General features: G+C 71.7%; 25 protein-coding genes. 15 read left to right on the top strand and 10 right to left on the bottom strand.

From position 1 onward, the window contains the following. Positions 1-125 precede the first annotated feature (125 nt). The 11 genes from MT346_RS13285 (at position 126) to MT346_RS13235 (ending at position 14,640) form a co-directional block, all read left to right on the top strand. Positions 126-2,675: a carboxylate--amine ligase/circularly permuted type 2 ATP-grasp protein gene (locus tag MT346_RS13285; protein ID WP_243563556.1), complete on the top strand. Its 2,550-nt coding sequence runs from the start codon at positions 126-128 to the stop codon at positions 2,673-2,675. Then, positions 2,675-4,471, top strand: a complete 1,797-nt coding sequence (locus MT346_RS13280; RefSeq protein WP_243563555.1) for an N-acetylglutaminylglutamine amidotransferase — start codon at positions 2,675-2,677, stop codon at positions 4,469-4,471. Before MT346_RS13285 ends, MT346_RS13280 begins: the two co-directional genes overlap by 1 nt. Next, a complete protein-coding gene (locus MT346_RS13275) occupies positions 4,468-6,333 on the top strand; it encodes a prolyl oligopeptidase family serine peptidase (protein WP_243563554.1) in 1,866 nt (621 codons plus the stop codon). The genes MT346_RS13280 and MT346_RS13275 overlap by 4 nt, the downstream gene beginning before the upstream one ends. A gap of 37 nt (positions 6,334-6,370) precedes the next feature. Beyond that, on the top strand, positions 6,371-7,087 hold the full coding sequence (locus tag MT346_RS13270; RefSeq protein ID WP_243563553.1) for a GntR family transcriptional regulator: 717 nt from the start codon (positions 6,371-6,373) through the stop codon (positions 7,085-7,087). Positions 7,088-7,504: 417 nt separating this feature from the next. After that, positions 7,505-8,503: a sugar phosphate isomerase/epimerase gene (locus MT346_RS13265; RefSeq protein WP_243563552.1), complete on the top strand. Its 999-nt coding sequence runs from the start codon at positions 7,505-7,507 to the stop codon at positions 8,501-8,503. Next, positions 8,500-9,453 (top strand): 3-hydroxyacyl-CoA dehydrogenase family protein, encoded by a 954-nt coding sequence (locus MT346_RS13260; RefSeq protein ID WP_243563551.1) that lies wholly within the window; start codon positions 8,500-8,502, stop codon positions 9,451-9,453. The genes MT346_RS13265 and MT346_RS13260 overlap by 4 nt, the downstream gene beginning before the upstream one ends. Positions 9,454-9,464: 11 nt before the next feature. Further along, positions 9,465-10,229 (top strand): SDR family NAD(P)-dependent oxidoreductase, encoded by a 765-nt coding sequence (locus MT346_RS13255; RefSeq protein ID WP_243563550.1) that lies wholly within the window; start codon positions 9,465-9,467, stop codon positions 10,227-10,229. 87 nt (positions 10,230-10,316) lie between these two features. Beyond that, positions 10,317-11,699 (top strand): MFS transporter, encoded by a 1,383-nt coding sequence (locus MT346_RS13250; RefSeq protein ID WP_243563549.1) that lies wholly within the window; start codon positions 10,317-10,319, stop codon positions 11,697-11,699. After that, a complete protein-coding gene (locus tag MT346_RS13245) occupies positions 11,696-13,402 on the top strand; it encodes a dihydroxyacetone kinase family protein (protein WP_243563548.1) in 1,707 nt (568 codons plus the stop codon). Before MT346_RS13250 ends, MT346_RS13245 begins: the two co-directional genes overlap by 4 nt. Then, positions 13,399-14,175, top strand: a complete 777-nt coding sequence (locus tag MT346_RS13240) for a triose-phosphate isomerase family protein (protein WP_243563547.1) — start codon at positions 13,399-13,401, stop codon at positions 14,173-14,175. Before MT346_RS13245 ends, MT346_RS13240 begins: the two co-directional genes overlap by 4 nt. A gap of 21 nt (positions 14,176-14,196) precedes the next feature. Beyond that, entirely contained in the window at positions 14,197-14,640 is a 444-nt protein-coding gene (locus MT346_RS13235; protein ID WP_243563546.1) for a VOC family protein, read from the top strand. On the opposite strand, the gene MT346_RS13230 is transcribed toward MT346_RS13235, so the two are convergent. From MT346_RS13230 to MT346_RS13195, 8 genes are all read right to left on the bottom strand, one after another. Continuing rightward, on the bottom strand, positions 14,637-15,308 hold the full coding sequence (locus MT346_RS13230; RefSeq protein ID WP_243563545.1) for a response regulator transcription factor: 672 nt from the start codon (positions 15,306-15,308) through the stop codon (positions 14,637-14,639). The two genes, MT346_RS13235 and MT346_RS13230, sit on opposite strands and share 4 nt — an antisense overlap. Further along, a complete protein-coding gene (locus MT346_RS13225) occupies positions 15,305-16,558 on the bottom strand; it encodes a sensor histidine kinase (RefSeq protein ID WP_243563544.1) in 1,254 nt (417 codons plus the stop codon). The genes MT346_RS13230 and MT346_RS13225 overlap by 4 nt, the downstream gene beginning before the upstream one ends. 43 nt (positions 16,559-16,601) lie before the next feature. Beyond that, positions 16,602-16,790 carry a hypothetical protein gene (locus MT346_RS13220; protein WP_243563543.1) on the bottom strand — a complete coding sequence of 63 codons (189 nt, stop codon included), beginning with the start codon at positions 16,788-16,790 and terminating at the stop codon, positions 16,602-16,604. A gap of 164 nt (positions 16,791-16,954) precedes the next feature. Continuing rightward, a complete protein-coding gene (gene fdhA / locus MT346_RS13215) occupies positions 16,955-18,175 on the bottom strand; it encodes a formaldehyde dehydrogenase, glutathione-independent (protein WP_243563542.1) in 1,221 nt (406 codons plus the stop codon). A gap of 56 nt (positions 18,176-18,231) precedes the next feature. Beyond that, positions 18,232-19,227, bottom strand: a complete 996-nt coding sequence (dhaK, locus tag MT346_RS13210) for a dihydroxyacetone kinase subunit DhaK (protein ID WP_243563541.1) — start codon at positions 19,225-19,227, stop codon at positions 18,232-18,234. A gap of 136 nt (positions 19,228-19,363) precedes the next feature. Beyond that, a complete protein-coding gene (gene dhaL / locus MT346_RS13205) occupies positions 19,364-19,993 on the bottom strand; it encodes a dihydroxyacetone kinase subunit DhaL (RefSeq protein WP_243563540.1) in 630 nt (209 codons plus the stop codon). Further along, on the bottom strand, positions 19,990-20,778 hold the full coding sequence (locus tag MT346_RS13200; protein ID WP_243563539.1) for an HAD-IA family hydrolase: 789 nt from the start codon (positions 20,776-20,778) through the stop codon (positions 19,990-19,992). Before MT346_RS13200 ends, dhaL begins: the two co-directional genes overlap by 4 nt. Further along, positions 20,775-21,638, bottom strand: coding sequence for a class II fructose-bisphosphate aldolase (locus MT346_RS13195; protein ID WP_243563538.1), 864 nt, complete (start codon positions 21,636-21,638; stop codon positions 20,775-20,777). Before MT346_RS13195 ends, MT346_RS13200 begins: the two co-directional genes overlap by 4 nt. A gap of 132 nt (positions 21,639-21,770) precedes the next feature. Here MT346_RS13195 and MT346_RS13190 point away from each other — a divergent pair, with 132 nt between their 5' ends. Together MT346_RS13190 and MT346_RS13185 are read left to right on the top strand one after the other, a co-directional pair. Then, positions 21,771-22,508, top strand: a complete 738-nt coding sequence (locus MT346_RS13190) for a GntR family transcriptional regulator (protein ID WP_243563537.1) — start codon at positions 21,771-21,773, stop codon at positions 22,506-22,508. A gap of 127 nt (positions 22,509-22,635) precedes the next feature. Then, positions 22,636-23,148: an ATP-binding protein gene (locus MT346_RS13185; protein WP_243563536.1), complete on the top strand. Its 513-nt coding sequence runs from the start codon at positions 22,636-22,638 to the stop codon at positions 23,146-23,148. On the opposite strand, the gene MT346_RS13180 is transcribed toward MT346_RS13185, so the two are convergent. Both MT346_RS13180 and MT346_RS13175 read right to left on the bottom strand, forming a co-directional pair. Continuing rightward, positions 23,143-23,580 (bottom strand): NUDIX domain-containing protein, encoded by a 438-nt coding sequence (locus MT346_RS13180; RefSeq protein ID WP_243563535.1) that lies wholly within the window; start codon positions 23,578-23,580, stop codon positions 23,143-23,145. The genes MT346_RS13185 and MT346_RS13180 overlap by 6 nt on opposite strands. Before the next feature lie 3 nt (positions 23,581-23,583). Continuing rightward, on the bottom strand, positions 23,584-24,264 hold the full coding sequence (locus tag MT346_RS13175) for an SDR family NAD(P)-dependent oxidoreductase (protein WP_243563534.1): 681 nt from the start codon (positions 24,262-24,264) through the stop codon (positions 23,584-23,586). Between the two features lie 181 nt (positions 24,265-24,445). Here MT346_RS13175 and MT346_RS13170 point away from each other — a divergent pair, with 181 nt between their 5' ends. Both MT346_RS13170 and MT346_RS13165 read left to right on the top strand, forming a co-directional pair. Further along, a complete protein-coding gene (locus MT346_RS13170; protein WP_243563533.1) occupies positions 24,446-24,628 on the top strand; it encodes a hypothetical protein in 183 nt (60 codons plus the stop codon). A gap of 18 nt (positions 24,629-24,646) precedes the next feature. Beyond that, complete coding sequence (locus MT346_RS13165; protein ID WP_243563532.1) at positions 24,647-25,195, top strand: MarR family winged helix-turn-helix transcriptional regulator; 549 nt, start codon at positions 24,647-24,649, stop codon at positions 25,193-25,195. Positions 25,196-25,297 lie beyond the last annotated feature (102 nt).

Below are 25,297 nucleotides of genomic sequence, written 5' to 3'. Positions count from 1 at the left end.
CGCCTGTACCCCGCGACCGCCCACAGCGACGGACTCCGGGGCCACGCACCACCAGATTGTTACGGGCGCGAGACGATCTCGTCCGACGCGGGCGCACCCGGGCGTCCCTTCGGTAGGTTCCAGACATGAGTGCAGAGCTGACGCTCGGCGCCGAGGAAGAGCTGCACCTCATCGACCTCGAGTCCGGCCGACTTTCCGCGAAGGCCCCGCGCCTTCTGCCCAAGCTGCCCGCCGACCGCTTCGGCGCCGAACTGCAGCGGACCACCATCGAGACGAACACCCCGGTGGTGACGACCCTGGACGACCTGCGCCGGGTGATCGTCGACCTGCGGCGTGAGCTCGCGGCAGCGATCGCGCCGTCGGGCGTCACGATCGCGGCCGCCGGCACCGCGCCACGGTCCGAGTACGCCGACTTCGAGCTCACGAGCGGTGGGCGCTTCGGTCGGATGCAGGAGCAGTACCGGATGCTCGTCGACGAACAGCTCATCTGCGGGCTGCAGGTGCACGTCGGGGTGAGCGACCGCGACCTGGCGGTGCAGATCGCCCAGCGCGTGGCACCGACGCTGCCGGCACTGCTCGCGTTGAGCGCGTCGAGTCCGTTCTGGAACGGGCAGGACACCGGGTACGCGTCGTTCCGGAGCATCATCTGGCAGCGCTGGCCGTCCGCCGGCAGCTTCGGTCGGGTCGACAACGCGGCCGAGTACGACAAGGTGCTCGACGACCTGATCGCGTCCGGGGTCATCGCCGACAAGAAGATGGCGTACTTCGACGTGCGACCGTCCTCGCACGCTCCGACGCTCGAGCTGCGGGTCTGCGATGCCACGCCGGTGGTCGACGACGCCGTGCTGATCGCCGGACTGTTCCGCGCCGCCGTCCGTCGGGCCGAGGTGGCCGTCGAGTCCGGCGCCGAGTGGCACCCACGCAGCGAGCCGCTGCACCGTGCGGCGATGTGGCAGGCCGCCCGCAGTGGCCTGAGCGGCGACCTGCTCGGACTCGGGCAGCACCCGGAGCGGCTGCCGGCCGAGGTCGCCGTACGGCAGCTCGTGTCACGGCTGCGGCCGCAGCTCGAAGAACTCGGCGACTGGGGCACCGTGACGGCCCTGCTCGAGGACACCCTGGCCCGGGGCAACTCCACCGACCGGCAGCGCACGGCGTACGCCGAACGCGGCGAGCTCGACGACGTCGTGGCGCAGGTGGTCGAGGACACCGCGGGCACCCCGTCCGGCCGCGACGAGCACCACGTCGCCGCGATCCCGTCGTACCGGGTGCGTGCGGGCGACGAGGCCGTCGGGCCCGGGGCACGCCCCCGACCGGCGTTCCGCGACCTGGCGGCGTACTTCGGCCGGTGGGACGTCGACACCACGATCGAGCACTGCGCCGCACGCGACGTCTGGACCCGCGAGCACGAGGTCGGGTTCGTGGTGGACGGCGGCGTCCAGGCGTTCGGCTGCGACCTGGTGCCGCGCACCGTCAGTGCCTACGAGTGGGCGCAGCTCGAGGCCGGACTGGTGCAGCGGGCTCGTGCGATCGAGCTGTTCCTGCGCGACGCCTACGGGCCGCGGCGCATCGTGACCGACGGCGCCATGGACGACGACGACTTCGTCGGGGCGAACGGCTGGGACCCCGACGCCGCGCGGCTCCCCGCCACCGCCGTTCGGGCGCCCGTGATCGGCTTCGACCTGGTCCGCAACGAGTTCGGCGGCTGGCGGGTGCTCGAGGACAACGTGCGGTCGCCGTCCGGCGTCGCCTACGGGCTGGCGCTGCGCGAGCTGATGGACGCCGTGGTGCCCGAAGCCCCACGGCCACCCCGTCTGCGTGACCCGGCCACGGTGCCGGAGCGGCTCCGCACGACGCTCCGGACGAACGCGACGGCGGTGACCGGAGCCTCCGACCCGGTGCTGGCGCTGTTGACCGACGGTCCCGGCGCGGGTGCCTGGTACGAGCACCGGCGGCTGGCGGACGGTGCCGGCATGCACCTGGTGACCGAGTCGGACCTCGACGTCGTCGACGGCCACGTGGTGCACGCGCCGAGCGGTCAGGTCCTCGACGCGCTCTACCTGCGGATCGACCGTGACGTCCGCGCCCTGACGAACGACCGCCTGCCGGACCTGGGGCCGCGGGTCCTCGACGTCGCCCAGGCTGGCGGCGTGTACCTGGCGAACGCCCCCGGCAACGCCCTGTTGGACGACAAGGCGATGTACGTCAACGTCCCCGACCTGATCTGGTACTACCTCGAGCAGAAGCCGCTGCTCGAGTCCGTTCCGACCTACCGACCCGAGCTCGAGGGCGAGCGGCTGTCGGTGCTCGACCGCGTCGGCGAACTCGTGACCAAGCCCGTCGACGGCGAGGGCGGGCGTGACGTCCTGATCGGCCCGAGCGCCAGCGCTCCCGAGGTCGCCGAACGCCGCCGACGGATCGCCGCGGACCCGTCGGCATGGGTCGGACAGGAAGTGGTGCAGCTGTCCTCGCACCCGACCATCGGGCCGGCCGGACTCGATCCGCGGCACGTCGACCTGCGCGCGTTCGTCTACGTCACGGGGACCGGGCCGGACGACGTCCACCTGGCCGACGTCGCGCTGACACGGGTCGCGCCCGAGGGCAGCATGGTCGTCAACTCCTCGCGCGGCGGCGGCGCCAAGGACACCTGGATCGTCGGACCCGAAGGAGAACGCTGATGTGCGGACTGGCCGGCGAGATCCGCTTCGACGGCACCACCCCGGACGTCGCGGCCGTGGCCCGGATGACCGGGTGCCTGACGCACCGCGGGCCGGACGGCGACGGACTGTGGGCGCGCGGCCCGGTCGCCCTGGGGCACCGGCGGTTGTCGATCGTGGACCTGTCGACCGCCGGCGCACAACCGATGGTGGTGTCACGGCTCGGGTTGACGATCGCCTACAACGGCATGGTCTACAACTACCGGCAGCTGCGCGACGAGCTGCACGGCAAGGGCCACACGTTCGACTCCACCTCGGACACCGAGGTGATCGTCGCGGCGTACGCCGAGTGGGGCACGGCGTTCGTCGACCACCTGGTGGGGATGTTCGCGATCGCGATCTGGGAGCACGCGAGCGGCCGCCTGGTGCTGGCGCGCGACCGCCTCGGCATCAAGCCGCTCTACGTCGCGGCGGTGCCCGGGGGCCTGCGCTTCGCGAGCTCCCTGCCCGCGATCCTGGCGGGGAACGGCGACCGCGGGTCCGTCGACACGTCCATCGACCCCGTCGCCTTCGCGTCGTACATGTCCTTCCACTCGATCGTCCCGGCACCCCGAACGATCCTGTCCGGCGTCGGCAAGCTCCCACCCGCGACCGTCCGCGTGGTCGAGCCCGACGGCTCCACGCACGACACCGTGTACTGGGAGCCCCGGTTCGAGCGCGACCCGGCCCGGTCGGACTGGACCGACCAGGACTGGCAGCAGGCGTTCATCGGGTCGCTGCGCACCGCGGTCGAGCGCCGCATGGTCGCCGACGTCCCCGTCGGGGTGCTGCTGTCCGGCGGCATCGACTCGTCGCTCGTGGTGGCGCTGCTCGCCGAGGCCGGTCAGCAGGACCTCGCGACGTTCAGCATCGGCTTCGAGGCGGCCGGAGGCGAGTCCGGCGACGAGTTCGCGTACTCCGACCTGGTCGCGCGGCAGTTCGGCACGGACCACCACCGCATCCACATCCCGTCGTCGCGGCTGCTCGACGGCATCGACGGTGCGGTCGCCGCGATGAGCGAACCGATGGTCAGCCACGACTGCGTCGCCTTCTACCTGCTGTCGCAAGAGGTCTCGCAGCACGTCAAGGTGGTGCAGTCCGGACAGGGCGCCGACGAGGTCCTGGCCGGGTACAGCTGGTACCCGCCGCTCGCCGACGTGCCCCGCGACCAGGCGGCCGAGGCGTACCGGTCGGTGTTCATGGACCGCCGGTGGCCGGCGCTGCAGGGACTGCTGGGTCCGCGGTGGCGGAGCGACGACGACACCCCGTCGGCGTTCGTCGACGCGGAGTTCGCCCGCCCCGGTGCCGAGACGAGCGTGGACGCCGCACTCCGCAGCGACACGACGATCATGCTCGTCGACGACCCGGTCAAGCGCGTCGACACGATGACGATGGCGTGGGGGCTCGAAGCGCGCGTGCCGTTCCTCGACCACGAGTTCGTCGAGCTCGCCGGCGCGATCCCGCCCGAGCTCAAGCTGGCCGACGGCGGCAAGGGCGTCATGAAGCGGGCATCGCGCGGGATCGTCCCCGATGCGATCGTCGACCGGTCCAAGGGGTCGTTCCCGGTGCCCGCGATCCGACAGCTCGAGGGGCCGTACCTGGAGCGTGTGCGCCAGGCGCTGCACGCCCCCGAGGCCCGCGAGCGCGGCCTGTTCGATCCCGGTACGGTCGAACGGATGCTCGCCGACCCGAACGCCACCCGGACCGAGATCGGCGCGAACGCGCTGTGGCAGCTCGGGCTGATCGAGATGTGGCTGCAGCGACAGGGCGTCCGGTGACGCACCTGGGCGACGCGCTCACCGCAGCATGGGGGTCGTGGGGACCGACGATGACCCGGAACGCCCGGCGCGTCGCGTTCGTCAGCGACCGGCACGGGGTCCCCGAGGTGTTCGTGCAGGACGTCGTCGTCGACGGCACCCCGTCCGAGCCGATGCGGATCCGGCTGTCCGAGGACCCGGTCATCCGCGTCTCGTGGTCGTCCGACGGTGAGTGGCTCGCGGTGGCCATCGCGACCGACGGCGGTGTGAAGCAGCAGGTCTGGGTGGTTCGCCCCGACGGCACCGACGCCGCACAGATCGCGGGCTCCCGGTACCAGCACGCCGAACTCGGGCCGTGGAGCCGCAGCGGACACCGTGTCGTGATCACGCTGCCGTCCACCGAGCCCGAGCAGCCCACCCGCGCGTACCTGGTCGACCCGGTGTCCGGCGACCGCGACGACCTGGCGGTGGGCGAGCTGATCCACGTGCTCGACCTGTCGGTCGAGGAACGCCTGGTCGTGATCGGCGACGGGCAGCGCGGGCAGGAGTTCGTCGTCGCGGTCGACCGGCTGACCGACGAGAGCCACCCGCTGCTGACCGACCCGGCATCCGGTTCGGCCGAGATCGCGTTCCTGCGGCCGTCGCCCGCCAGCGAGACCAGCCCCCTCGTCGCCTACGTCGCGACCGAGGCCGGGGCACCCCGCCGCCAGCTCGTCGCGCAGCCGGTCGGCCCGCACGGCTGGCGTGGACGGCCCCGACCGATCGTCGCGCGTGACGACGCCGAGCTGGAGTTCCTGGACGCCGACGACGCGGGCCGCACGCTGCTGCTCGGCTGGAACGTCGCCGGGCGCAGCGAGCTCGAGCTGATCAACACGCACGACGCCTCGCGCACACCCGTGCCGGACCTGCCCGGAGCCGTCGTCACCGACCCGGTGCTCAGCCGCGACGGCCGGAGTGTGATCCTGGCCGTCGAGGGCCCGACCCGCCCGCGCGAACTCTGGCGCCTGGACACGAACGCCCTGACGTGGGCCAGGGTCACCGACGTGCCGACGCTGCCCGACGTCGCTCTCGTCGACCCCAGCCTCGAACGCTTCACCGCCCGTGACGGCCTCGAGCTGACCGGCTGGCTGTACCCGGCGGTCGACGGCACCACCCCGTCGACGCAGGCCGAGCCTGCCACCGACACCGGGCCTCCCGTCCGTCGTGCAGCGATGGTGCACCTGCACGGCGGCCCGGAGTCGCAGGAGCGGCCGACCTTCTCGCCGCAGCACCAGGCGCTCGCCGCGGCGGGCATCACCGTGTTCGCCCCGAACATCCGCGGATCGTCCGGGTCGGGTACCGCGTTCGTGCACGCGGACGACCTGGCCCTGCGGTGGAACGCCCTGGCCGACGTCGTCGACTGCGCACGCTGGCTCGTGTCGAACGGGCACGCCGACCAGTCGCGCGTGGCGGTGGAGGGCCGCAGTTACGGCGGGTACGCCACCACCGCGTCGCTCGCGTTCACGCCCGACGTCTTCGCAGCGGGCGTGGCGGTGTGCGGGATGAGCGACTTCGCGACCTTCTACCGCGACACCGAGCCGTGGATCGCAGCAGCCGCGGCGACCAAGTACGGCCATCCGGTGGACGACGCGGCGCTGCTGGCGTCGCTGTCGCCGATGCGGGCGGTCGACGACATCACGGCGCCGATGCTGGTCGTGCACGGCGAGCTCGACACGAACGTGCCCGTCGGCGAGGCCGAGCAGCTCGTCACGGCGCTCCGTGACCGCGCGCACGACGTCGAGTACGTCGAGCTGGCGGGGGAGGGCCACGAGTACCGACGGGCGTCCTCGCGTGCGCTGCTGGTGCGCAGCATGGTGGACTTCCTGTCGGCGCGTCTGGCGTGACTCCGGCCGCGCACCCCGACTCTCTAGGATCGACGGTGTGACGACCACGGTGCCCGGCTTCGGAGCGGAACGGATCACGCAGCGCGGGCTGCGCGACCGGGTCTACGACCGGGTGCTCGACGTGCTGATGGGCCACGACGTCGAACCGGGCATGCGCCTGTCGATCGACGGTCTGGCGCGCACCCTGGGCGTCTCGCCCACCCCGGTGCGCGAAGCGCTCGTGCAGCTCGAACGGACCGGTCTGGTCGTGCGCGAGGCGAACAAGGGCTACCGGGTGGCGCCGCCGCTCGCCGGTGAGCAGCTCGAGGCACTGTTCGACGCGCGCCTGATCGTCGAGACCGGTGCGGTCGACCTGGCGGCTCGCGGTGACGTGGTGGCGCTCCGCGCCCGACTGGAGGCTGCGCTCGCCGAACAGGCCGAGGTCGCCGCCGACATCGCGCGGGTGGGCGCGGGGGCCGCGTCCGAGGAGACGATGGCCCGGTTCTTCCGCAGCGACTGGCAGTTCCACCAGGTGCTGTTCGACGCGACGCGCAACCCGTTCCTGCAGGAGATGTCCGAGGCCATCACCACCCGGGTGCACCGGATGCGGCAGATGGTCGAGGGCGGGGACGACGACACCGACCGTGCCGTGCACGAGCACCAGGCGATCATCGACGCGCTGGCGGTCGATCCAGCTGCGGCGGTCGCGGCGATGCGGGCGCACATCGACGCCGTGCGTGAGCGGTCTCGCGCGGACGCGTCCCACACGTCCTGACGCGCGTCGTCCTGATACGGGGACGGACGCCCGTGCCGAGGTTCGGGTCAGCGGCCCTTGGGGGCGCGACGTCCTGATCCTCTGTGACGGGGACGGACGCCCGTGCCGAAGTTCGGGTCAGCGGCCTGCCGGGGAGTCGTCGTCCTGATACGGGGACGGACGCCCGTGCCGAGGTTCGGGTCAGCGGCCTGCCGGGGAGTCGTCGTCCTGATGCGGGGACGGACGCCCGTGCCGAGGTTCGGGTCAGCGGCACGGGCGTCCTGATCCTCCGAGCCCGGTCTTCTTCGGAGCCCCCCGTCAGAGGGGTTTGGTCCCACTTCGGTACGACCTGTTGCGATCTGCCGTGGTCGGAGTATCTTTCCTACAGGAAAGAGGTTCAGAGACGAACCGCACACCGTAGTCGCAAGGGAGCACTCCGTGAGCACACCGCAGGACTGGGTCCAGCAGGACTGGGACACGACGACCTGGACCGCCGACACGTGGCCGATCGCCGCCTGCCTGCACGGTTTCCCCGCCGTCGGCCGCGACGGCGTGGCCATGCACGACGCGGACCCGGCGGTGTGGGACGACGTCTTCGGCCAGATCGCCGCCGCGGGGTTCTCGCTGGCCGAACTCGCCGACAGCCACATCCGCCCCGCCGACCTCGAGCCCTCGCGCCGCGACGAGCTGTTCGCCGTCGCCCGGTCGCACGGCATCGGGATCCCGTCCGTGCACCTGCAGCGCCGCAGCGTCATCCAGCCCGGACACGAGGCCGAGAACCTGGCGTACGCGCACCGCACGATCGACGCGGCCGCCGAGTGGGGCATGCAGGTGTTCTCGACCGGTCTGCACCAGCCCTTCAACGACGCCCAGAAGCGCGCGCTGTGGTTCTGGACGGCGCAGGGCCCGAAGGATCCGGACGACCCCGAGATGTGGGCGGCAGCGGTGTCCCGACTGCGCGAACTCGGCGAGCACGCCGCGTCCGTCGGGCTGCCGATGGCGCTCGAACTGTACGAGGACACGTACCTGGGCACCGCCGACAGTGCGGTCCGCCTGGTCGACGAGATCGGACTCGACACCGTCGGGCTGAACGCCGACGTCGCCAACCTGATCCGGCTGCACCGCCCGGTCGAGCAGTGGCGCGAGCTGTTCGCGAAGACCATGCCGTACGCCAACTACCTGCACGTCAAGAACTACACGCGCGACGAGTCGGCCGACGGCAGCTGGGCGACGAGCGTCCCGAGCACGATGGAGACCGGGCTCATCAACTACCGCCAGGTCCTGCGTGACGCGGTGGCGGACGGGTTCCGCGGCATCGTCATGACCGAGCAGTACGGCGGGGACAGCCTGGGTGTCTGCGCCACGAACCAGCAGTACATCCGGGGCGTCCTGGCGACCGCGGACTTCAGCGCCACCACCGAAGGAGCAACTCGATGAGCACCCTCGACATCGCCGTCGTCGGATCCGGCTACATGGGCGGCGGCATCGCCCAGGTCCTGGCCCTGGCCGGGCACACCGTCCGGATCGCCGACGTCTCGGGCGACATCGCCCGCGCCAACCTCGACCGACTGCTCGGCGAGACCGCCCAGTTCGTCGCCGACGGCCTGTTCCCCGATGATGCCGTGGAGCGGGTGCGCGAGCACCTCAGTGCCGCGGAGACGATCGAGGACGCCGTCGCGACCGCGGACTTCATCGAGGAAGCGGTGCCCGAGAAGCTCGCGATCAAGCACGAGACCCTCCGCCGCATCAGCGCTGCCGCCCGCCCGGACGCCGTGATCGGGTCGAACACGTCGACGATCCTGATCGCGTCGCTCGCCGAGGCCGTCACGAACCCGGAACGCTTCCTCGGGGTGCACTTCTCGAACCCGGCGCCCTTCATCCCGGGCGTCGAGCTGATCCCGCACCCGACGACGAACGACCACGCGGTCGAGGTCGGCGAGGCCGTGGTGGCCGCCACCGGCAAGCAGTCCGCCAGGGTGAAGGACTCCACCGGGTTCGTGCTGAACCGCCTGCAGTACGCACTGTTCGACGAGGCATCGAAGATCGCCGACGAGGGCATCGCGACCCCGGACGACATCGACACCATCGTCCGCACCACGTTCGGGTTCCGCCTGCCGTTCTTCGGCCCGTTCGCCATCGCGGACATGGCCGGGCTCGACGTCTACGCGTTCTGCTTCGAGTCGCTGCAGACCCGCTGGCCCGAGCGCTTCGCCACACCACCGACGCTGCAGCAGCACGTCGATGCCGGCGAACTCGGCACCAAGTCCGGCTCGGGCTACCTGGACGTGCCGGCCGACCGCACCCCCGAGCTGGTCGCCTACCGCAACCGTGCCTACGTCGCCATGCAGCAGCTGCTGGACGACCTCGGCCCGGCACCGATCCACTGAGGGAGCGCACCATGAGCACCACCAGCAGCAGGACGGTCGTCCTCACCGGGGCGGCATCGCCGCGCGGCATCGGCCGCGCCACCGCACACCACCTGGCCGAGGCGGGGTGGGACGTCGGGATCATCGACCTGGACGACGACGCGTCACGCGCCGTCGCTGCCGAGGTCCACGAGCAGCACGGCGTCCGTGCCGTCGGCGTCGGCGCGGACGTCTCCGACGAAGCAGCGGTCCGCGCAGCGTTCGACACGATCGAGGCCGAGCTCACGCCGCTCGTCGCCCTGGTGAACCTGGCGGGCGTCTCGTCGGCGCACGCCTACCTGGACCTGCCGCCGGGGGAGTGGCACCGCGTGCTGTCGATCAACCTGGACGGTGTGCACTTCGCCAGCCTGCGAGCGGCGGAGTCGATGGTGGCGAACGGGTACGGGCGCATCGTCACCCTGTCCTCGGTCTCCGCTCAGCGCGGCGGCGGCACCTTCAGCAAGACGCCCTACTCGGTCGCCAAGGCCGGCGTCATCGGGCTCACCCGGGGACTCGCCCGCGAGCTCGGGCCGCGCGGCGTGACGGTCAACGCGATCGCCCCCGGCCCGATCGACACCGACATCATGGGCGGCACCCTGACCGAGGAACGCAAGACCGCGATGGCCGCCGACGGGGTCCTGCCCCGCATCGGCACCCCGAGGGACATCGCCGCGGCGGTGGCGTACCTGATCAGCGAGGACGCCGGGTTCGTCACCGGCCAGACCCTGAACGTCGACGGCGGCCTGTACATGCACTAGGCCCGGCCGCCCGCGGAACGTGACCGGTCGTGACCGGCGCGATCCGCGCCTCCAGTCCCGCACCGTGCTCGCAAAGGAGCGAACCCCGTGTCACTGCCCCCTGCCCCCGCGCTCGGATCGACCAACGACCCCGGCCTGCGGTCCGCCATCGGCAAGGCGACCAAGCACCTGATGCCGATGCTCGTCATCCTGTACTTCGTCGCCTTCCTCGACCGCACCAACGTCGGCTTCGCCGAAGAGGCGCTGCGGGTCGACCGCGGCATCTCGGACGCGGCGTTCGCGCTCGGCGCCGGCATCTTCTTCATCGGCTACGCCATCTTCGAGATCCCGTCGAACCTGCTGCTCAAGCGGTTCGGTGCCCGGTTCTGGCTCGCCCGCATCGCGATCACGTGGGGCATCGTCGCCGCGCTGTTCGCCTTCACGACGAACGACACGATGTTCATCGTGCTGCGGTTCATCCTGGGCGTGACCGAGGCGGGACTGTTCCCCGGCGTCATCATGTACCTGTCCGAGTGGTTCCCGAACAAGGTCCGCGTGCGGATGTTCGCGATCTTCTACCTGGCGCAGCCGTTCTCGCAGATGATCGGCGCCCCGCTCTCCGGCGGGCTGATCAGCGTCGGCGACCAGGCCACGCCGTTCCACGGGTGGCAGGTCATGTTCGCGGGCGAGGGGGTGCTGGCGGTGCTCGCGGGTGTCGCCGCGGTGGTGTTCCTGACGAACAGTCCGCAGCAGGCGAAGTGGCTCGAGCCGGGGGAGAAGGCGTCGCTGACGGCGGCGATGGCCCGCGAGGACACCGCCCGCAGCCAGGACGGCCCGACCGGCATCTGGAAGGCGATGGCCAGCGGCCGCGTCTGGTACTTCACGATCATCTACTTCTGCCTGCAGGTCGCCGTGTACGGCACGACCTTCTACTTGCCGCAGCAGGTGTCGTCGCTGCTCGGGCAGGACGTCGGCTGGCAGGTCGGCCTGGTCACCGCGATCCCGTGGCTGGTCGGACTCGTCGCCTGTTACCTGATCGGCTCGCGCGCCGACACGGTCGGTCGGCGTCGACGCTGGGGCGCGATGTTCTACGTCACGACGGGGCTGTCGATCCTGGGCTCGGCGTGGGCCGGTGCGAACGGGCAACCCGTGCTCGGCATCCTGTTCATCACGCTGGCCGTGGCGAGCTTCCTGGCGGTCGGCCCGATCACCTGGGCGTACCCGACGGCGTTCCTGACCGGGGCCGCGGCCGCCGCGGGCATCGGCCTGATCAACTCGCTCGGCAACCTGGGCGGGTTCGTCGCCCCGATCATGCGCACGGCCATCAACGAGGTGGTCCCGACCGACAGTGGTGCGTTCGGCATCGTGTCCCTGGGGGTGCTCGCCTTCGTGGCCGCGGTGATGATCTTCTGCACCAAGTACTTCCGCGGGGCCCGGGCCGACGAGTTGCTCGACACCGCGCACGTGGCGACGAAGGAGACGACACGATGACCCGACTGTTCAACGACCCCGCGGACTTCGCCGACCAGGCGACCGAGGGCTTCGTCGCCGCGAACGACCGCTGGGTGCGTCGGGTGCACGGTGGCGTCGCCCGGTCGACCACGAGCCCGGACGGCACCGTCGCCGTCGTCATCGGCGGTGGCTCCGGCCACTACCCGGCGTTCGGCGGGCTGGTCGGCCCGGGGCTGGCCGCGGGGGCCGCGCTCGGCAACCTGTTCGCCAGCCCGAGCGCCCAGCAGGTCGCCGGGGTGGCCCGCGCGTCCGAGCACGGCGGCGGCGTGCTGCTCAGCTACGGCAACTACGCCGGTGACGTGCTGAACTTCGACGCCGCGGCGCGCACGCTCGAGCAGGACGGGATCCCGGTCCGGACCGTCCGCGTGACGGACGACGTCGTCTCTGCCCCGGCCGACCGGCCGCACGAGCGTCGCGGCATCGCCGGGGACCTCTGCGTGTTCAAGGTCGCGGGTGCCGCAGCCGAGCAAGGGCGTGACCTGGACGCCGTCACGGGCGTCGCCGAGCGGGCGAACGACCGGACCCGCTCGTTCGGCGTCGCGTTCTCCGGGTGTTCGCTGCCCGGCGCAGCAGACCCGCTGTTCACGGTCCCGGCCGGTCGGATGGCGGTCGGCATGGGCATCCACGGCGAACGCGGGATCGACGAGACCGACGTGCCGACTGCCGACGGACTGGCCCAGCTGCTGGTGTCGCGGCTGCTCGACGAGCTCCCCGACGGTGTCGTGGTCGACGGCGCACGGGTGGTGCCGATCCTGAACGGGCTGGGCAGCGTCAAGTACGAGGAGCTCTTCGTCGTCTACCGCTCGGCGCAGCGGCTGCTCGTCGACGCCGGCACCGTGCTGGTCGAACCCGAGGTCGGCGAGCTGGTCACGAGCTTCGACATGGCCGGGGTGTCGCTCACGCTCTTCTGGCTGGACGACGAACTCGAGGCCCTGTGGGCAGCGCCGGCCGACACCCCTGCGTTCCGCAAGGGCGGTGCGCTGCCCCAGCAGCCGGTCGCCGCGGCCGAGGCCGAAGCCGACCTGCAGGCCGTCACCATCGGCCCCGCGTCCGACGACTCCCGCCAGGTCGGCGCATCCGTCGCGCGCGCCCTCGCCGCCGCCCGAGCCGTCGTCGACGAGCACGCCGACGACCTCGGCCGGCTGGATGCGGTTGCCGGGGACGGGGACCACGGCATCGGCATGCAGCGCGGTGCGCACGCGGCCGACACCGCAGCCGCCGATGCGGTCGAGGCCGGTGCCGGTGCGGGGAGCGTGCTGCGGATCGCCGCGGACGCCTGGTCCGACCGGGCCGGTGGCACCTCCGGCGCGATCTGGGGAGCCGGACTGGAGGCCCTGGGTCGCGTCCTCGGCGACGACGAGCGTCCGACGGGTGCGCGCGTCGCGGACGCGGTGCACGCCGCCACCGAAGCGGTGCTGGCCTTCGGCGCGGTCCCCGGTGACAAGACGATGGTCGACGCGCTCGTGCCGTTCGACACGGTCCTGCGTCAGCAGCTCGACGGCGGAGCACCCGTTGCACAGGCCTGGCGCGCGGCGTCCGATGCGGCGCGCTCGGCCGCCGACGCGACCGCCGCGATGCTCCCGCGCAAGGGCCGCGCGCGGACCCACGCCGAGCAGGCCGTCGGCACCGCGGACCCGGGAGCCGTGTCCTTCGCGCTGATCGTCGCCGCGGTGGCGCCGTGACCACGATCGGGATCTCGCTGAAGACCTACTTCTCGCACGCCCGGACCCTGGCGTGGGCGGGTGCCGTCGCGGACATCGCCCGTCGGCACCCGGCCGTGCTGTCCGGCGCGGCGACGCTGTTCGTGGCGCCGACGTTCCCGGCGCTCGTGCCCGTGCGCGACCTGCTCGCAGGGTCGGGGGTGCAGCTGGCCGCGCAGGACCTCGGGTGGGCCGACGACGGTCCCTTCACCGGTGAGGTCTCCGGCGCCGAGCTGCACGAGATCGGGGTCGACCTGGTCGAGATCGGGCACGCCGAGCGCCGCGCGCTGTTCCACGAGACGGACGCGGTCGTCGCCGCCAAGGTGCACGCGGCGTTCCGCAACCACCTGCGGCCGCTGGTCTGCGTCGGTGAGACGACCCGGCCCTCCCGTGCGGACGACGCAGCGACGGACGACGCCGTGTCGGACGTGACCGCGCAGCTCGACCGCGCGCTGTCCGAGTCCGACGCCGCCGGCGTGACCGGACCACTCACGGTGGCCTACGAGCCGGTGTGGGCGATCGGTGCGGCCGAGCCCGCGCCGGACGCGCACGTCGTCACGGTGCTCGACCGTCTGGCGGCGCACCTGGCGACGCGGCCCGAGCTGGCGGGCAGCACCGTCCTGTACGGGGGCAGCGCCGGACCCGGTCTGCTGACGCGTGGCCACGGACGCATCGGCGGACTGTTCCTCGGCCGGTTCGCCCACGACCCCGCCGCCGTCGAACAGGTGCTCGACGAGGTCCTGGCCCTCGGCTGAGCGCAGCAGTACGGTTCCTGCATGAGCGCACCCGTGCCGTACTTCCACTTCTCCGGAACCGCCGCCGACGCCCTCGACACCTGGCAGCAGGTGTTCGGCGGCACGGTCGAGCGGCACACCTTCGCCGAGTTCGGTCGTCAGGACGGGCCGGGCGACGCGATCGCCCACGGCGAGCTGCGCGGACCGGTCGACGTCTTCGCGGCCGACACCGCTGACGGCGAGCACCCGACGGTCGTCGACGGCGTGCTGTTCGCGCTGCTCGGAGCGGCGGACGCGGCGACCTCGGCGCGGTGGTTCGACGCGCTCGCCGAGGGCGGCACGGTGCTCGACCCGCTGACGCTCCGGCCGTGGGGGGACCACGACGGGCAGGTGCGTGACCGCTTCGGGGTCACCTGGCTGATCGGGTTCCAGGGCCCGGCTGCCGGGGCAGCGCCTACTGCCGACCAGGCGCCTGCCGCGGACTAGGCGTCGCGGGCGCCGGCCAGGCCGTGGTCGTGCGCGTAGACGACCAGCTGCACCCGGTCGCGCAGCGCCAGCTTGCCGAGGATGCTCGAGATCTGCGTCTTGACCGTGGACTCGGTGACGAACTCCCGCGCCGCGATCTCCGCGTTCGACAGCCCGCGCGACGCCCACCCGAACACGATGCGCTCGCGGTCGGTCAGCGTCTGGAACTCGGACGGCTGCGGGGCCGGTGCACGTTCGACGTCGGCGCCGAACAGCTGCGACAGGTCGTTCGGCGCGATCACCGAGCTGCCCTCGTGCACCGCCCGGACCGCTGCGAACAGGAACGGCGGCGTGGTGTCCTTGAGCAGGAACCCGCTCGCGCCCAGCCGGATCGCCGTGGCGGCCGCCGGGTCCAGGCCGAACGTCGTCAGGACGACGACGCGGGGCAGCGGGCCCTCGACCGCACCGGAGAACAGCCGGCGGACGGTCTCGACGCCGTCCATGCCCGCCATGCGCATGTCGAGCAGGAGGACGTCCGGCCGGAGATCCGGGACGAGTGCGAGCGCCTCGGCGCCGTCGGAGGCCTCGCCGACGACGACCATGTCGGGCTGGGCGTCGAGGACGACGCGCAGGCCCGCGCGGAACAGGGCCTGGTCGTCGGTGAGCAGGATGCGGATCGGATCGGTCATCGGTTGGTCCCCCCATGGACGTCGAACGGGATGCGGGCGCGTGCACTGAACACGGCGTCGAGGACGGCGGCGTCGAACGACCCGCCGAGGGCGGCCAGGCGGGACTGCATGCCCGTCAGGCCGCGGCCGGACCCCGCGGTGGACGGGCGTGGGTCGATGTCGAGCCCCTCGCCGACGGGCTGCTCGACGACGGGCACCGCGTTCTCCACCTCGAGCACCAGGTCTGCCGACCGCCACGTCTCGCGCACCGCGACGCTGCCACCGGGAGCGCCGTGCCGCAGCGCGTTCGTCAGCATCTCCTGCAGCACCCGACGGGCTGCCGTGCCGGTCTCGTGGCCCAGCGAACCGGCGTCACCGCGGACGGTGTGCTCGACGTCGACTCCGGCTTCGCGGATGCCCTGCACGATCGCCTCGAGCGACGCCGGATCGGTGCCGATGTCCGAGCCGTCGATGTGCCCGAGCACCTGACGGACCTCGACCAGCGAGCTGCGGGCGGTGCTGGCGATCGTCGCGCTGACCTCGCGGATGCGGGCCTCGTCGTCGAGGAACGGCACCGAGTCCGCCTGCGCGATGATGACCGCCAGCGAGTGGCCGACCACGTCGTGCACGTCGCGGGCGATGTCGGCGCGGATGCGCTCGGACTCGGCTTCGTCGACGGCGCGGGTCGCCACGGCCTCGGCGCGGCTGGCCAGCTCTTCGGCCCGGCTGGCCGCTGCTTCGGCATCGGCGCGGCGGACCGACTCGAGGACCTGCGACCGGACCGCCCGCGTCGCCAGGCCGGTCGCCCACACGGACACCAGCGCCAACGCCGGGGCGGCCAGCACGATCGCGGCCTGGTCGCGGGGGCCGTTCAACAGCACCGCGAACCGGTACCCCGTGTGGGCGAGGTACATCGACGCGGTGGCGCCGGCGACGACCGACAGCACACCGGCCAGCACGACCTCGGTCCGCGTCCCGACGATCGCGACGCTGCCGACCACCACGAACAGGGCGAGGTCGACGAGTGACGGGCGTTCACCACCGAGCACCTGGACCACACCGAGGGCGACCGCGACGAGCATCGCGCCGGACGGGGACAGACGACGGACGGCGATCGCGAGCGTCGCGGCGACCACGGCCAGCAGGCTCGCGTGTTCGAGTTCGAGGTCGATCGGGGCCAGGAAGACCACGGCGGCGACCAGTGCCCAGCCCAGGTCGACCACGATCGACCGCAGGGGGAGCGGCCTGATGAACCCGCGCCCGTCCCTCACGGCTCGATCATCGCACGGCGCCCGACACGGTGGTGAGTGGCGCTCATCCCGCTGTGCTGTCGGTGCCGCTGGTCACGGTGACGCCGGAGCTGCCGACGGTCCGGGAGACGGTGCTGCTGCGGTCGCTGCTGTCCGGGGCGTGTGCGCCACCGATCGCCCAGCAGGCCACCCCGATGACGACGGCGATGACGACGAGGGTGGCGGCGGTGGTGCGGGTGGTCGAGGTGGGCATGGACCCAGCCTCGGTGCTCGCGACGGTCCGGACATCGCTCCAGCGGGTGAACGCGCTGGGTCGTCCGGGCGAGATCCGGCTGGACCACGTGCGGACGGGAGGCCCGGTGCCAGCTGGCACCGAGCCTCCCGTCCGGTGGGGTGCCGGCCCTCAGGCCGCCGTGATCAGGCCGCCTTGATCAGGCCGTTCGGGTTCAGGACGTACTTCGTCGCCGCACCCTTGTCGAACTCGGCGTAGCCGCGCGGTGCGTCCTCCAGGCCGATCGCCTTGGCGTTGACGTTCGCCGCGATGCTGGTCCGGTCGTGCAGGATCGCCATCATCAGCTGCCGGTTGTACTTCATGACCGGGCACTGGCCCGTCGTGAACGACAGCGACTTCGCCCAGCCGGTGCCCAGGCTCAGGGACAGCGAGCCCTTCTTGGCGGCGTCGTCGACCCCGCCCGGGTCACCCGTGACGTAGAGCCCGGGGATCCCGAGCGCTCCGCCGGCCGCCGTGACGTCCATCAGCGAGTTGAGGACCGTCGCCGGCGCCTCGGAACCCGATCCGGACCCGTGGCCCTTCGCCTCGAACCCGACGGCGTCGATGCCGCAGTCCACCAGCGGTTCGCCCAGGATCTGGTCGATCTGGTCGGCCGGGTCGCCCTTCGTCAGGTCCACGGTCTCGCAGCCGAAGCTGCGGGCCTGGGCCAGGCGGTCGGCGTTCATGTCGCCGACGATGACGACGCTCGCACCGAGCAACAGCGCGCCCGTCGCCGCGGCGAGTCCGACCGGACCGGCGCCCGCGACGTAGACGGTCGAGCCGACCTCGACACCCGCGGTGACCGCGCCGTGGAACCCGGTGGGGAAGATGTCGGACAGCATCGCCAGGTCCAGGATCTTCTCCATCGCCTGGTCCTTGTCCGGGAACTTCAGCAGGTTCCAGTCGGCGTAGGGCACCAGCACGTACTCGGCCTGTCCACCGACCCAGCCGCCCATGTCGACGTAGCCGTACGCGCTGCCCGGGCGGTCCGGGTTGACGTTGAGACAGATGCCGGTCTTGCGCTCCTTGCAGTTCCGGCAGCGGCCGCAGGCGATGTTGAACGGCACGGACACCAGGTCACCGACCTTGATGAACTCGACGTCCGGGCCGACCTCGACGACCTCGCCGGTGATCTCGTGGCCGAGCACCAGGTCGGTGGGAGCCGTCGTGCGGCCGCGGACCATGTGCTGGTCGCTGCCGCAGATGTTGGTCGCGACCGTGCGCAGGATCGCGCCGTGGTTCACTTTGCGCCCGACGTTGGCGGGGTTGACGCCCGGCCCGTCGTGCAGTTCGAAGGTCGGGTAGTCGACGTCGATGACCTCGACCTGCCCCGGTCCCTTGTACGCGACTGCGTGGTTCGTTGCCATGTGATCCTCCTTGGTCACAGTGCGGCGGCGCCGGATCCGACGCCGTGGTCTGGTGGTCAGAACGTGCGGATCGGGATCTCGGCGGGGGCGGCGAGCAGTTCCTCGACCTCGTCGTCGAGCTTGACCAGCGTGATCGACGCCCCGGCCATGTCGAGCGACGTGCAGTACTCGCCGACGTAGCTGCGCACCGGGGTGATGCCCTGCGCGACGAGCTTCTCGTGCGCGATCCCGTACAGCAGGTACAGCTCGCTGATCGGGGTGCCGCCGAGCCCGTTCACCATGAGCGCGACCCGGTCCCCGCTCGAGAAGGGCAGGTCGGACACGATCGGGTCGAGCAGGATGTCCACGATCTCGTCCGCCGGCACGATCTTCTGCCGTGCCCGCCCGGGTTCGCCGTGGATGCCGACACCGACCTCGATCTCGTCGTCGCCGAGCTCGAACAGCGGGGAGCCCTTGGCCGGGGGCGTGCAGGCCGTCAGCGCGACGCCCATCGTGCGCGTCACCGCGTTCACCTTCTCGCCGACCCGCACCACCTCGTCCAGGTCCGCTCCCGCCTCGGCCGCGGCACCGACGGCCTTGATGACGAAGAAGTTCCCCGCGACACCGCGGCGGCCGATCGTGTACGTGGAGTCCTTGACCGCGACGTCGTCGTCGATGAACAGCGTCTTGACCTTGATGCCCTCGGCCTCGGCGAACTCCTCGGCCATCTCGAACGCCATCTTGTCGCCCGTGTAGTTGTTCACGAGCAGCAGCACGCCCCTGGGGCTGTTCACCCGGCGGGCGGCCGCGATCACGTAGTCCGTCGGCGGTGCGGCGAACACGTCACCGGGGCAGGCGGCGTCGAGCATGCCCTTGCCCACGACCATGACGTGCGCGGGTTCGTGCCCCGAGCCGGACCCCTGCACGATCGAGACCTTGTCGTCGTTCGGGGCGTCGGCCCGGACCACGAGGTTGTACTCGGGGTCGTAGGTCAGGGTGTCGGGGTTCGCGAGTGCGAGCCCCTTGAGCATGTCGGGGACGAACTGCTTCGGGTCGTTGACGAACTTCTTCATTGCGGGTGCCTCACTCCTTCGTGATGGAACGCGGGGGGTCTCGGGTCGGGCTGGGTCGGACCGGCTGGTTCGGGTCGGGATGTCTCGGGTCGGGTCGGGCTGGGTCCGGTCGGGTCGGGCTGGGTCCGGTCGGGTCTCACCAGGTCTCGGCGATGCGTTCGGCCAGCACCGCGACGGCGACGGCGCCCGGGTCCGGCGACCCGATGCTGCGCTCGCCGGTGTACGACGCGCGGCCACGCCGGGCCTGCAGCGCCGAGGTCGCGTCCGCCGCGCTCCGTGCGACCTCGGCGGCGTGGCGGGCGATCGCAGCACCGTCCGAGTCCCCGCCGGCGTCAGCCTCGATCGCGTCCGTCATCGGCACGATCGCATCGAGCAGGGTCTTGTCCCCGAGGTCGGCACCACCGCGCTTCTTGATCCCCTCGACCGCCGCTCGGAGCATCGCGACGACGTCCTCGATGCCCAGGTCCTGCTTGCCCTTGACGACCCCGGCCGCCCGCAGGAAGGCCGTGCCCCAGATCGGACCGGACGTGCCGCCGATCCGGCTGCTCATCGTCATCGCGACCCGTTGCAGGAACGCGCCGGGGTCCTCCTGGTCGTACCCGTCGAACTCGGCGAGCACGATCTCGAACCCGCGGGCCAGCGAGTACCCGAAGTCACCGTCCCCGGCGACGGCGTCCAGGTCCGAGAAGTACGTCTCGTTGTCGACGCAGGTCTGCGCGATGCGCTGCACGACGGTCGCCAGTCGGGTGGTGGCTTCGGTGGTCACGGTCGTCCTCCGGTCAGTCGCAGCAGTTCGGTGAGGGTGTCGAGCGTGACCTGACCGGCCGGCTCGACGTGGTGCGGGTCCTGCAGCACCCGGTCCGGGGTGTCGGGCAGGTCGCCCAGGCTGTCGACGACCAGGGCGGCGCCGGTGAAGTCCTCGTCGGCGGTGTAGCTGCTGACGGTGACGACGGTGCACAACCCGGCGGCGACGGCGGCGCGCAGGCCGTTGGCGCTGTCCTCGACCACGACCGTCTCGTCCGCGGGCACGCCGAGCTCGCGGATCGCCAGCTCGTAGACGTCCGGCGCCGGTTTCTTGCGCGGCACCACGTCACCGGCGAACACCGCGAACCACGCGGCCGCGTCCTGGCCGACGACGTGCTCGAGCACCGCTCGCACCGACGCCTCGGCCGACGTCGAGGCGATCGCCAGTCGCCATCCGGCGTCGTGCGCTGCGTGCACGATGCGTGCGATGCCGGGTCGAGCCGGCAGCGCGCCCGCCCGGACCCGGGCCGTGTACCGGCGCGTCTTCTCGGCGTGCCACTCGGCGACGGCGGCCCGCTGGTCCTGGGGGTCGGACGGGAGGCCCGCTCGGCCCACGAAGTCCGGTGTGAGCAACGACGCCAGGCGTTCCTTGCCGCCGCCGATCCGCAGGACGCTCGCGTAGTCGTCCTCGCTCCACCGGACCGGCAGGCCGAAGTGCTCGAAGGTCTCGTTGAAGGCCGGCAGGTGGCCGTCGCGTTCGGTGTCGGCGAGCACGCCGTCGCAGTCGAACACCAGCGCGTGCGTCATCGGCGCCCGGCCCTGCCGTCCGCGCCGAACCACGTCACGTGTTCGGCGATGACGTCGGTGACGGCGGACTCGATCGCGGTGACGAGCTTGGGCGGGTCCCAGCTGTCGGATGCGCGGGCCTGTTCGAGGTGTGCGAGCGAGGCCCGCATGTAGGCGTGCTTGACCGCGGTGGAGATGTTGATCTTCGACACCCCGGCGTCGATGAACGACCGGAAGTCCGCTGCGCTCAGGCCGGTGCCCCCGTGCAGGACGATCGGCCGGTCGGTCAGCGCCGCGAGTCCGGCCGCGCGCTCGGGCAGCAGCACGGGGTCCGCCTTGTACAGGCCGTGGCTCGTGCCGAGCTGCGGGGCGACCAGGTCGGCGTCGGTCCGTGCGGCGACGTCGGCCAGTTGCTCGACCGAGTACGCGTGCCGGGACGCGTCGCTGCCGACCCCGTCCTCGACGCCCAGGATGTTCTCGATCTCGGACTCCACGTCGACGCCCGCGGCGTGCGCTGCCGCGGTCACCTCGCCGGTCTCACGCACCGCGTCGTCCAGGTCGCGATCGGACGCGTCGAACAGGACGCTGGACCAGCCGGCGGCGATCACGTCGTCGAGCACGGCGCGGTCCGGGCAGTGGTCCAGGTGCAGGGCGACCGGCACGGTGACGTCGCGGGTGAGGGCTCGGAACAGGTCCGTGGTGAACGCGGTCCCCGAGCTCCGGACGGTCTTCACGGAGATCTGCACGATGAGTGGTGCCTGTGTCCGTGTGGCTGCGGCGATCACCGCGCGCATGCTCAGCTCGTCGAAGACGTTCACGGCCGGGACCGCGTACCCGTCGTCGCGGGCCGTCCTGGTCATCGCCCTGGTGGACACGTCCATCGGCACTCCTCACTCCGTCGTGGGATGGTCGTCCGCATCGACGACGTGCTCGGACTGTACCTGTCTAGACAGGGCTCGACAAGTAAACTGACCGATCATCCGATGTGAGTCGGCCGAGCAGCGAGGTGGTCCGTGATCGACGCAGTGGAACGCGACTCCGTCGTGCCCATCTACCAGCAGCTCGAGGACATCTTCACGGCCAAGATCGCCAGCGGTGAGTGGCTGCCGAGTCAGCGGATCCCGTCCGAGAACGAGCTCAACCGGCACTACGGGCTGAGCCGCATGACGGTGCGCGGCGTGCTCAACAAGCTCGCCGCCGACGGCCTGCTGACCCGCGTCCCGGGCAAGGGCACGTTCGTCGCGCCGGACAAGATCAGCGCGGTGTCACCCGCCTACCGCGGCATCCGCGAGCAGCTCGAGGTGCTCGGGTACGACATCACCACCGAGCTCGTCGCGCTCGACCGCGGCCCCGCCCCTGCCCGCGTGCGGGACCGCCTGGGCCTCGGCGCCGACGACGACGTGTTCGCGATCGTGCGACTGCGATCGGTCGACGGCAAGCCCCTGAGCGTGCACCGCTCGTTCGTGCCGGCGGCGATGGCCCCGACCCTCGCCGGGCTCGACGTCGTCGGTGAGCAGCTCTGCGTGGTCCTCGAGGACGCCTTCGGCCTGGCGATGCACGACGTTGCCGAGACGCTCGAGGCCGTCGCCGTCGCCGAGTCCGACGCCACCCTGCTCGACCTGCGCCGCGGGGACCCGGCGCTGCAGCTCACCGACGTCATCTCCGACCGGGCCGGTACCCGGTTCGAGTACTCGACGATCGTGTTCCGCGGGGACCGGATGCGCCTGCAGTTCGACTACACGCGGCCCTGACCCACGGCGTTGCCGGGGTCGGACGCTGCGAGTCGGAGGGTGGAGATCTGCCACCGCGATAAATTTACCGCAGGTGCACGTGTCGATTGATAAGTTTATCGACCTCGACGAGTTGTACAGTCCAGCAATGGCACTTGTGCTGACCTGCGGACTGTCCTTCTCCGGCAAGAGCACCCTCGCAGCGCGCCTCGCCGAGGAGCTCGGTGCCCAGATCACGAGCCTCGACCGCATCAACGACGAGCGCGGCCTGGACGGCGGCCAGGGCATCCCGCTCGAGGAGTGGGCGACGACGAACCGCATCGCCCACGAACGGGTGGCCCGCATGCTCGCGGACGGAAAGCACGTCATCGTCGACGACACCGGGTCTCCGCGATTCGTGCGGGACGCGTGGCGAGCCGATGCGGACCAAGCTGGCGTGCCCTTCGTCCTCGTCTGGGTGCAGATCGACCCGGAGCTGCAGCGGGTCCGGGTCCGGTCGAACCGTCGGTCAGGGCTCCGGGCGGACGTCACCGACGCCGTGTTGGCCGAGCACGCGGCGACCTTCGAGCCGCCGACGGACGAGGGCGCCCTGGTGGTCGACGCTGAACGCAGTGACGACCCGGCGACCTCGGCCGACCTCGCCGCCGCGATCCGGTCATGACCCGTCGGTAGCGGTCCCGAGCCGCGCACCCAGGCCGGCGGCGAGCACATGCGCGTCGCGGAGTGGCAGCCACCAGCACGTCCACGAGACCGCGGGCCCACCGTCCGACCGCGAGGCCTCACCGGCCTGCCACCGCTCGTCGAGGTCCACGTCGGCCATCGACATCAGGAAGAAGTGCCGCACCGCGATCTCGTCGCGCGCCGGACGGAGGTCGTAGCGCTCGACGCCGAGCGGACGGAGCACGGAACCCCGGTGTCCGGTCTCCTCGAACAGCTCACGCTCCGCTGCGTGCTCCGGGGACTCGTCGCGCTCGATGGTGCCGGCAGGGACCTGCACTCCCGTCACCGTCATCGGCAGCCCGTCGTGCGTGAACACGAGGAGGTGTTCCGCGTGCACGACGTAGCAGACGACCTTCGCGACCTCGGGCGGCACGGGTCAGACCGACACGGACCCGAGCATCCGGTGCGCGATCGAGATCGACTCGCCGGACACGACCGACAGTGGCGACGACAGGAACGCGACCAGGTCGGCGATCTGCTGCGGGCTCGACTCGCCGCCGGCGCCGCGCTGCACGCTGCCCGACGGCTCGTCGGTCACGGTACCCGGGTTCACCACGTTCACGGTGACGCCCGACCCGGCGGACTCGTCGGCCAGGTTCTTCGCGATGATGTTCGTGGCCGCATTGCGGAGTGACGCGGTGATGTTGCCCGAGATGTAGGCGTTCTGTCCGCTGATCACGACGACCCGACCGAAGCCGGCGTCGCGCTGTCCGGGCAGCACGGCGTTCGCGACCCGCAGGAACCCGAGCGCCTTGCCGTCGACCGCGCCGGCGACCTGGTCGGGGTCGGACTTGCGGGCCGGGTCGAGCGTTCCCGCGCTCGGGGCTGCGGTGACGACCAGCACGTCGATCCGGCCGTGCTGCTCGAGGACCGCTCGGACGCCCGCGTCGACGGACTCCTGCGACGCCGTGTCGATCGCGACGCCGTCGTCGCCGGCACTTCGAGAGGCCACGACGACCGCGGCCCCTTCTGCACGGAGTCGGTCGGCGACGGCGGCGCCGATGTAGCCCTTCCCTCCGACGACGAGCGCGACACGGTCTGTGAGTTGGAGGTCCATGACTCGACGCTATCCCCGGCCACCCCGCACGTCCGGCCCGCTCCGCGGCGGCGGCCTCGAACGGTTCGGTGCGCGAAACGTACAGAAGACGAACCGTTCATTGCACGAACCGTTCACGTTCTGAAACACTCTCGGCGTCCGACACGGACGCATCGAGATGGCCAGGAAGGTGGAAGCACGCATGCGCAGCACGTACCTCGGAGTCCAGCGGAACACGCGGATCGCCGGTTCCCACCCCCGCGTCGGCCTGACCGCCCCGGACGTCATCGACGCCTGGGTCTCGGCTCGGATCGAGGACCCGTCGCTGCTGTCCCGGCGCACCGAGCCCTCGTACGCCGACTTCTTCTCGGTCCCCCGTTCCTGACCAGGAGCTCCTGACCCCATGCCGTTGACCGTCGTCCGCCGCGAGCACCACCACCTGTACGGCCGTCAGCCGCGGTCCGCAGCAGCCCAGCGCGCCGTCGACGCCCTGCTCCGCCTGCAGCACGCCGAGGAGCAGCAGATCGAGCACGCCCGCACCGAGAGCGGTATGTCGAAGAACGAGTTCCTGGCCGTCCGGTACCTGCTGCAGGCCCACCGCGACGAGCGGGCGATGGGGCCCAAGGACCTGGCGGTGATGCTCGCGGTGTCGAACGCCTCGGTCACCAAGCTGGTGGACGCCCTGGTCGAGCGCGGAGACGTCGTGCGGACGGCGCACCCGTCCGACCGCCGGGCGCAGGTGCTCGAGCCGACGGAGCAGGCCGCCGCCACGATCGAGGCGTCCTACGCCCACTTCCACCAGATCGTGGTCGAGGTCTTCGACGGGCTGTCCGACGGCGACAACCAGGCGGTCGCGCACGCGCTCGGCCAGGTGGTCGGAGCGCTCGCCGAGGCGGTGCCGGAGCCAGCCGACGAGTACACGGTGCGCGAGACGGTCGACGCGACCAGCTGACGGACTGGAGGCCCGGTGCCAGCCCTGAACTGGTCCCCGAAGGTTGGACTGTGAAGTCAGGTTAGGCCGCGAGGGCGTGGGCTCGGTAGTTGACCGGGCTCA

Origin of the sequence: Curtobacterium sp. VKM Ac-2922, from assembly GCF_022815645.1 — a bacterium.
In the GTDB taxonomy this organism is placed as follows: Bacteria; Actinomycetota; Actinomycetes; order Actinomycetales; family Microbacteriaceae; genus Curtobacterium.
Note: the sequence above shows the minus strand (reverse complement) of the source record. Positions and strands in the feature narration are given on the sequence as shown.